The organism is Pseudoalteromonas sp. SWXJZ10B (assembly GCF_015864475.1).
Classification (GTDB): Bacteria; Pseudomonadota; Gammaproteobacteria; order Enterobacterales; family Alteromonadaceae; genus Pseudoalteromonas; species Pseudoalteromonas arctica.
Window position 1 is genome coordinate 37,215 of record NZ_JADYXD010000031.1, and the last position, 6,921, is coordinate 44,135.

A 6,921-nucleotide genomic window follows, 5' to 3' on the forward strand; every position below is an offset into this window, starting at 1 on the left:
GGTAACGTTATTTGATGAATTACTATAACTGGCGCGGGCCATATAGCTATAATCGAATGCTTGCCCCTGCTGTAGCAGAAGACAAACTTAACCCACTGTCCGGAATTAGTTGATCACAACAGTCTTGTTTTGTAGTAAGAGCGCTAATGACTTATTTAATGGATGAAATGAAATAACCCGGCGATAAAAGATAAATTATTAATCTAAAATTAAATTTAATGGCACCGTTTTGTATATTTCATTAGGGTGGCAGTCTAGTTCAGTAAAAAGATGAACGCTTAGTCCAAAAGTAAATTTAGTGACTCGGCTTTGTCTATTTAATTATAGTAATTAAAGTGGTTCTCTTGTTTAATCCTTCCGCATAATAGAAATATCAAATGTTTGAGTAAATACTTAATTCAGGGATAAAAATGAAAACTATAATCAAAAAAATGTCATACCTTGTATTATGTGTATTGCTAACAAGCGGTTGCACTACCGCTAGTCCTAGTAGATTAGGGCCTGATGTAACGCCTGCGTTGTATAGTATTGAAACCCCATACACTATTAGTAAAGTGAGATCAGCTAATCGCAAATCTGGCTCATACATCGTAGGCTCAAGTTACGAGGGGACTTTATTTGCAGTAGATTATGACGGTAAAGTTTTATGGGAAAATAAATTGTCTGGTTTTATGAACCATGATGTTTGGACACAAGATATTACCGGTGATGGTAATGATGAAATATTGACCGCTAATGCAGATGGTCATGTGTATTGTTTATCCGACAAAGGTAAATTGAAATGGTCATTTAAAATTAATGATGCACCTATGTACTCTGTTACCGCTATAAAAAAAGATAATACTTCATATGTGGTCGCCGGTGGTTTTGATAATAATTTTTATTATTTAGACACTCAAGGTAAGTTAATAAAAACCATTGCATCTTCAACTTATTCAATTGAAAAATCGCGCCCAAACAAAGCAACCAAAGATAACCCTCAGGCGCGTTCTCAACCAGCGAAACGTCACTCAATCAACTTTTTAAGAGCACTTAAACAAGCCGACGGTAGTGATGTTTTAGCGGTGCTAGGTGTTGTTAATTCAATGCAAGGATCTGGCGCTATATATTTATTTAAACCACTCGCAGATAAGCCATTTATTGCTGACCCATTAAAAGCGATGCGCTCACCCATTGGTGATATACGTGTAGTAGATATTGATGACGACGCAAATCAAGAGGTGCTTTTGGGCAGCACTAAAATGAAAAACCAAAGCATCGCCTTATATGATCCTAAAACAAAGTCTGAAACCGTTATTCCATTAAAAACAATATCACCTATATTCGGTAAGTTTGGTTATCGAATAGCTCAAACCGAACTAGTTGAATATCAAGGTGAAAAAAGTATATTTATCCTTTACGGTAATAGTTTAACTATTATTCCTGCCACTATGAAAAAAGTTAAAACTAAAACTAATGTGGTTACAGGAAAGTATTCGTATAACGATATGTGGAAAGACCCTGCAACAAATAAAATTATTTTAGCCAGTAGTCAAAGTGGTGGTAGCAGCATTCACGTTTTAGATATTGCGAAAAAAGGATGGGATAATCAATTTAAAAACTTAAATCCTCCTGGGAAAATTGCTGCTATTTTGAATAATATTGACAAGGTAAACCAGCAGTTAACGCATTACCAAGAAACGACATATAAACATAAACCATTACCTGTATATTTAATGTCTGATATAAATAAGACATCAAAGAAAGTGGTTAAACACATCACGAATGAATACGATAGCCCTATATTTCTTGATTCAGGCAACCTGGGTACTGAAAATTGGGATCGTTCTGCAATACCGAACAAGGTTTATCAAAATAAACGTGACCGAAGAAAAAAATATGATTTATCGCAAGCAGAAATATTAGAAAAAGCCAAACAACTCTATAGCGGTGATGTTGGTGCAGCCTATTGGGGCGGTCATGGTAACGATCCATACTACCGTAGTTTAGATACTCATATTAAAACCTTAAAAGTAGCCAATGGGAAAAAATCTGTTTTAATTTTTCCTGAAGTGGCTCACTACGATAAAGATTTTGAAATAATGTTAGAAGATTTTATGTTTCCTTTAGCGGAGGCGGCACAAAAACTCAACGGCAACTTGTTTTTAAGGAACAAGCACACGTTCTGGCAATCAATGGTTTATAAAAAAGGGTGGTCAAGGCTAATTTCCGGTGAATTCGCCGATGTTTTTGTACCTGCAATGGAAGAAACTACTGATAAATCGATGGAATTAAGCATTGCCGGTAGAGTCGGTTTGTGGGCTAGTGGTTCGGTTAACAATTGGGGAGCGCGTTTAGCTCGAGATAACACAAGTTATGATCGATTAAGACAAAATTCGCATCAAATGTTGCCTAATCATGCTCTGCGACAGTACATCTATAGTGCAGCCAATGGCGCGACTTATATTAATAATTTTCCTGTTGACCAAACACACATGAAAACCTTTTGGGATTTAATTGGCAAAGGCGCGTTGTACATACCTAAACCTAATGAAATTTTAAGCTATTCACCTGTAAATATTGGCATGTTGCCACCAGATAATCATTATTTAGATGAAGGGAATAATGTTAAAACAACGTCGCTGTATGATCAAAAGGTCGAAGATGAAAATCCAATGGTATTCAGCCGACTAAATGGCTCATGGCCTGGGGCTCCTGTGACTGAGTGGGATTTTTCACGTTATGCCGCAGGTGTTAAAGAAAGGCGTTTGGGTTTCTTACCTCAATACCCAAACGGTTTAGTGTTAATTACACCACCACAAAAGGGCGTATTCGCTGATGATAAAGCAGCTAGAGGTGCTTTAGTTGATCATTTACACCCTATTTATAAAAACATTATGCAAGAGTACTTAACTGACGGTAGGGAGTATGTTTCTGCAGATGGTAAACAACGTTTTCCAGCAAAAGAATTTTATAAAACGGTAGAAAAAAGTATTAAGGATAAATCAAAGCTATTACCCATTACAGTAAAGGGCAATGTAGCTTGGGTTGTCGCGCAAACCTCACCGACTAACTTACGTTTAACTTTGGTTGATGGTGGTTATATTAATCCACAAACAGCACTAGCTGAGGTAACCTTTAACACTATATCGCCTAAAAAAATTAAAGATATTTTGTCAGGGGATGAGTTTAAAATCACAAATGGGAAGATTAATGTTCAGTTACCTACAGGTGGGTTTAGATTTTTAGATATCACTTTAGAAAAACGATTATAGAAAAATGGGTGCAATAAAAGAAACCGTATATTTTGGAGCTTACAAAATATAGTACTATAAAATTAATTACTCTGATTAAAGTTTACGTGATAAAGAAACCTTAATGTATATAAAATATTACTTATAGTGCGCTGCTATTTTAGAGCGCGCTGACCTTTGGTTTTTTCTAGGGAAGATGCTCCTTTGTTACCTACACGGATGTCATAGTTAAGTACTTAAGAAAAATGTTAAGTACAGCCTTAATAATTTGGCTCAGGTCTTTCTTTTTGCCTTTAGTGTTTATAAATAATGAATCACACAAAAAGCTGAGCTATGTAGACAAAATGAAAGTAAAAATAGACAGACCAATTGCTCGACAACAGCTGTTTATTAAAGAAAGCCAAATGACTTGACCGTATAGAGCCTACTTTTCTTCAAATAGAAAGCGGAATATTACAGTGATTTAAGGCATGAATAAATTGACCTTACGGGGCCTGGTGAAAGTGAATGCCTTTAATTTATTGTGCGGCAGCTGTATTACCTTGTTCATAATATAGAAAAGCTGCAAAATACGATACATTAAGAAGGGGAAGCCCTTTTAACCTAAATTTAAGCTACTCAAGCACCCTTAATCCCTTCCAAAACGCCAATTAAAACAATATCAAATACTTCTATATTCTGCGTAAAAATACAGTAATCAATTGAACCAAAATAGGAACTCAGCTATGGTTTATTAATCAATAAAAACAAATAAAAAAACGAGTTAATCTACAGGCTCGTTATATTTACAGGAGGTAACTTGAGAGAGAGGCATCCCGTTTGGGAAGTATATGACTTGCTACGAACAGCAAAGTTGAATGAGAAATACTTTGGATACAGGCTCCAAAAGTATGTACGAATTAACAATTTAATGGAGTTTACTATCGCTGCAACAGCCTCGACATCTGCTATAGCTGGCTTAACTTTGTGGAGTGACGGTCTGGGTGGTGTTTTTTGGCAAGTATTTTTGGTCATTTCGGCGGTTATATCTGTTGCGAAACCAATCTTAGGTATAACCAAAAGAGTGCGTCTATATGAAGAAGTACTTAGCGAATATCGAGTTTTATCATATGAGTTGATACAGCTAAAAGTGAGTATCAGTACGACTAGGGAATACAATGAAACTCACGAAATTAAGTTCAATGAAATTATGGAAAAACAAGCGACTTTAGTCAGTAAGTCTCCTGAAAGCACTGAAAAAAAAGCAGTAAAAACAAAATGTATCGATGAAGTTCTCAAAGCATATCCACCTGAAAGCTTCTTTGTTCCAAAAGGTATCTGAGATGTCAAAAAAAGAAAGTAACGACGTAGGTAAAGGCTCTACGAAAGGTAGCGATAAAGACGGTGTTGGGCGAGGTAAAGCATCTCGTGGTGATTCAGGTAAGGGTCCGTGGCGGGGTACTCCTAGTGGTAAGGGGCGCAGTCAGGGAAAGGGCTCTGATGACAAACCTATGATACATGTTGAACCTGATAACCCATGGCCAAGAAAATAAACATAGCAAACTGTTTAAGAGTGATTCACAACACGCGGCATTTTTACTATCCGTTGGTTTTAGTGGTTAAGGTGTTATGCGGCGGCATCGGCATCGGTATTGCGTTGCTCACACCTTAACTCGGCGTTGAGGCTGTAGAATTACTCTTTTTAGGAACGTATCCAACTACATTCAATTGATTGCATTTTAACCTTTAATCCATCTATTCGCTGTGATCTAATAGATATTATTCACCTATGGTAAACCGTTATGGCACTTTCTTTGGGAGAGAAGTTAAGCCTGACTTATCCTGTCAAAATAAATTCATTCCTATCAATTTTGCTTAGCAAATTTTGCCTGGCACCTTTGGGTATGCCCTTTGTTATATTGTCGAAAATAAAATCGACTTGTCGGGCTTTGACACGTGGTATAACAACGACAAAACGGGCGCGGCGGTGTATCCACCCTCGGTAATGCTAAAGATTATTTTACTGGGTTATGCGCATGGTGTTATTAGTAGCCGCCGCATTACTAAAGCGTGTGAGACGAACATTTTATTTATGAGTGTGTCGGGAGATATCCAGCCGCATTACGCATCAATAGCAGGCTTCGTTGCTAAAATGCATGAACAGATTGAGCCGATTTTTACGCAAGTGCTGATGATATGTGATGAGGAAGACTTGATAGGCCGCAACATGTTTGCCATTGATGGGTGTAAATTAAAGTCCAATGCGAGTAAAGAGTGGAGTGGCACATTCGATGAGTTAGGTCGCAAAAAAGCAAAACTAGAACGCGCAAGCAAACGTATTATTGAACGCCACCAATCACAAGATGGACTGGGCGAAGAATTGATAACTCAGGATTTAAAACAAAAAGAAAAGCTAGATAAAAGTGCAGATAAAATCACCGAGTTTTTAGCCACTCACGAAGAGAAAACAGGCAGTAAAGGCAAGCCTGTTAAAAGTAATATCACTGATCCAGATAGTGCAAAAATGACGACCTCAAAAGGCACAATCCAAGGTTACAACGGCATCGCGATAAACGATGATAAACACCAAATTATCCTGCAAGCACAAGCGTGGGGCTCAGTAGGCGAGCAACAAACTTTACAGCCAGCCGTTGCACAATTAAAACAGCAACTCGCTAAACTCAATACAGAAAAAATGGAAGATGAGCATACCATCAAATTCACCGCAGACAGTGGGTTTAACAGCGAAGTAAATCTTGAATTTATGGCGCAAAGTGGGTTCGATACCTACATTGCGGACAACCAATTTAGAAAACGAAATCCATTGTTTAAAGCCAGCGAAACATACGAAACAGAGCAAGAAAAGCGCCGACTAAAACGCAGCAAAGGCAAGCCACGATTATTTACCTCAGATGATTTTCATTATGATGAGGCAACGCAAACATGCCGCTGCCCTGCAGGCAATGCCATGTGGCGAAGCGGGATAAATGTAAAAAGTCACAATCAGCAATACACGCGATTCTGTGGTTATTTAAAAGACTGTAAAACGTGCCCGCTACAGCAGCAATGCATGCGAAAGCCACCCATTAAAACGGGGCGACAAGTACAGTTTATAAATAATGAATCACGCAAAAAGCTGAGCTATGTAGACAAAATGAAAGTAAAAATAGACAGCCCCATAGGTCGACGACAATATAGCAAACGACTCGGGTGTATTGAGCCAGTGTTCGGGAACATTACAGTGAATAAAGGCATGAATAAATTGACCTTACGGGGTCAAACGAAAGTGAATGCGCAATGGCAACTGTATTGTCTTGTTCATAATATAGAAAAGCTGCAAAACACGATGCATTAAGAAGGGTAAGCGCTTTTACCCTAAATAAAAGCCACTCAAGTACCCGTAATCCCGTCCAAAACGCCAATTAAAACAACACCAAACTCCCACTTTATATTCTGCATAAAATACAGTAATCGATTGAACCAAAATAGGAACTCAGCTATGGTTTGTTTATCAATAAAAATAAATAAAAAAACGAGTTAATCTACAGGCTCGTTGAGGCTGTAGAATTACTCTTTTTAGGAACGTATCCAACTATTCTTGGTTGGTTGCTTTTTAACCTTGAATCCATCTGTTCGCTGTGATCTAATAGATATTATTCACCCACGGTAAACTGTTATGGCTAACTACAAGCCTGACTTATCCTGTCAA

General features: G+C 37.7%; 3 protein-coding genes and 2 pseudogenes. All 5 read left to right on the forward strand.

The features are described 5' to 3' along the window. Nucleotides 1-410: 410 nt before the first annotated feature. Nucleotides 411-3,254, forward strand: a complete 2,844-nt coding sequence (locus I6F54_RS18845; RefSeq protein WP_197142680.1) for a PQQ-binding-like beta-propeller repeat protein — start codon at nucleotides 411-413, stop codon at nucleotides 3,252-3,254. Nucleotides 3,255-3,532: 278 nt separating this feature from the next. Continuing rightward, a pseudogene (locus I6F54_RS20525) lies at nucleotides 3,533-3,816 on the forward strand (hypothetical protein); the annotation flags it as partial. 252 nt (nucleotides 3,817-4,068) lie between these two features. Next, nucleotides 4,069-4,554 (forward strand): hypothetical protein, encoded by a 486-nt coding sequence (locus I6F54_RS18850; RefSeq protein WP_165740551.1) that lies wholly within the window; start codon nucleotides 4,069-4,071, stop codon nucleotides 4,552-4,554. Nucleotide 4,555: 1 nt separating this feature from the next. Further along, nucleotides 4,556-4,765, forward strand: coding sequence for a hypothetical protein (locus tag I6F54_RS18855; protein ID WP_165740552.1), 210 nt, complete (start codon nucleotides 4,556-4,558; stop codon nucleotides 4,763-4,765). Nucleotides 4,766-5,001: 236 nt separating this feature from the next. Then, nucleotides 5,002-6,567 (forward strand): annotated as a pseudogene (locus I6F54_RS18860) (transposase). The last annotated feature ends 354 nt before the right edge of the window (nucleotides 6,568-6,921 follow it).

What these genes read in the sequence shown, in the direction of transcription:
- I6F54_RS18845 (WP_197142680.1), top strand. Translation starts at nt 411, where the DNA reads ATGAAAACTATAATCAAAAAAATGTCATACCTTGTATTATGTGTATTG.
- I6F54_RS18855 (WP_165740552.1), top strand. Translation starts at nt 4,556, where the DNA reads ATGTCAAAAAAAGAAAGTAACGACGTAGGTAAAGGCTCTACGAAAGGT.